The organism is Rhizobacter sp. P1_G5 (genome assembly GCF_056405435.1).
On record NZ_JBFUCB010000864.1, the window covers coordinates 1 to 1,969 of the forward strand.

Annotated in this window: 2 protein-coding genes and 1 pseudogene; 1 reads left to right on the plus strand and 2 read right to left on the minus strand. The window is 70.0% G+C overall.

All coding sequences use genetic code 11. From position 1 onward, the window contains the following. Nucleotides 1-392: DUF3034 family protein (locus AC1D12_RS32055; protein ID WP_477845200.1), on the minus strand; the 392-nt coding region annotated here is incomplete at its 3' end. Between the two features lie 112 nt (nucleotides 393-504). Then, on the minus strand, nucleotides 505-1,707 hold the full coding sequence (gene dinB, locus AC1D12_RS32060) for a DNA polymerase IV (RefSeq protein WP_477845201.1): 1,203 nt from the start codon (nucleotides 1,705-1,707) through the stop codon (nucleotides 505-507). 80 nt (nucleotides 1,708-1,787) lie between these two features. Here dinB and AC1D12_RS32065 point away from each other — a divergent pair. Further along, a pseudogene (locus AC1D12_RS32065) lies at nucleotides 1,788-1,969 on the plus strand (hypothetical protein); the annotation flags it as partial.

Here is a 1,969-nt window from a genome sequence, read left to right on the forward strand (position 1 = left end):
ACGATGTCCTGCTTCAGCCGCAGGTCGTTGAACGACGGATCGCCCAGCACGCCGGCCAGTGCACCGCCGACCGGGCCGGTGTCGAAGTCCTGGTGGGCGAGCGAGAACTCGACGCGATCGTCCCAGGCCACGGCGGCGCCGTAGCCGCTCAGGCCGTAGTCCTGCGTCTTCACGCGGGTCGCGAAGGCCGAGCCGCCGAACTCGCGGGTCGTGCCGTAGCCGCCGGTCACGGCCCAGGGTGTCAGGCCGCCGCCGGCCGCGCCGTCGATGCTGCTGACGCCGCCGGTCAGCAGCAGCTTGCCGCCATAGGTGCTGCTCTGGGCCAGCACCGGTGCAGTGGCGACGGCGAGGGGAAGGACGGCGCACGCGAGCGCCAGTCGATGCAAGGGCATGGGGTCTCCTCAGGTTCGTTGGCGGATCTACGTACTGAGGTCGGCCACGGATGCAGTCTGCCGATCGCGCAGGGTCGCATGGTCTGCCGATCGTGAAAAGTTGGCAATACAGCTATGGATCTTGCTGATCGAAGAGTGGCATCGGTGAGTAGACCGGCTCGGGCTCATGCACCTCGGGCGGGGCCGTCTTGGGGGCGACCAGCTCGCTCAGCGTGGCCAGGTTGCCGGCACGCACGCCCAGCAGGCGCAGCCGGCGCGACAGGTCGACGCGCTTCAGGCATTCGCCGGCGGCGCGGCGGATCGTGCGGGCGTCCATCGTGTGGGCCGCCAGCGTCAGGTCGCGCGTGACGATCTTGAAATCGTCGAAGCGCAGCTTGATGCCGATCGTCTTGCYGGCATAGCCCTTGCGCGCCAGGTCGCCGGCCAGCTCCACGCACAGCTCGGTGAAGATGGCCGACAGCGCCGGCCGGTCGCGCACCGCGTGCAGGTCGCGGTCGAAGGTGGTCTCGCGGCTGATCGACTTCGGCTCGCTGTACGTCACCACCGCGCGCTCGTCGCGGCCATGCGAGGCCTCGTGCAGCCACGCGCCGTAGCTCCTGCCGAAGTGCTCGACCAGCCAAGCCGGGTCGGCCGCGGCGATGTCGCCGATGGTGTGCAGGCCGAAGCCGGCCAGCTTCTCGCTCGCCTTCGGGCCGATGCCGTTGACCTTCTTCGCGGCCAGCGGCCAGATGCGCGCGGGAATCTCGTCGAACGACAGCAGCGTCAGCCCGTTCGGCTTGTCGAGCTCGGAGCACAGCTTGGACAGCAGCTTGTTCGGCGTGATGCCCACCGAGCAGGTCAGGCCGGTGGCGTCGAACACCGCGTCTTTCAGCGCCTGGCCGAGGCTGCGGCCGGCGTCGTGCTGCGCACCGGGCACGTCGGTCAGGTCGATGTAGATCTCGTCGATGCCGCGGTCCTCGACCACCGGCGCGATCTGCCGCACCGCGGCCTTGAACAGGCGCGAGTAGCGGCGGTATTCGTCGAAGTCGACCGGCAGCAGGATCGCGTCGGGCGCGAGCGCGGCGGCCTTCATCATGCCCATCGCCGAGTACACGCCGAGCGCGCGCGCCGCGTAGGTGGAGGTGGTGATGACGCCGCGGCCGGTGTAGTCGCGCAGCTTCGCGTAGCGCCAGCTGCCGTCGGCCAGCTGGTGCGGCTTGCTGTCGCGCCCGCCGCCGATCACCACCGCCTGGCCGCGCAGCTCGGGGTAGCGCAGCAGTTCGACGGACGCGTAGAAGGCGTCCATGTCGAGGTGGGCGATCAGGCGTCGGGTCATGGTGGCGGCTGTACGAAACCACAGTATCGCGCGGCGCGCTATTCTCCGCCACTTCGCTGCGCACCACGTCGCCCCTCCCGATGCTGGATTTCCAAGCCCCGCCCATCGATGCGGCCCGCATGCGCCGCGCCGGCCGCGACCTGCTGTCGCTCGCGCTGATGGATGCGCGCAACCATTCGCTGCGCTGGTTGCAGGCCTTCGAGGACGCGCGCGTGGCGGTGCCGGAATCGCTGCGGCCCGAGGTGGATCCGCCGCTGTGGAC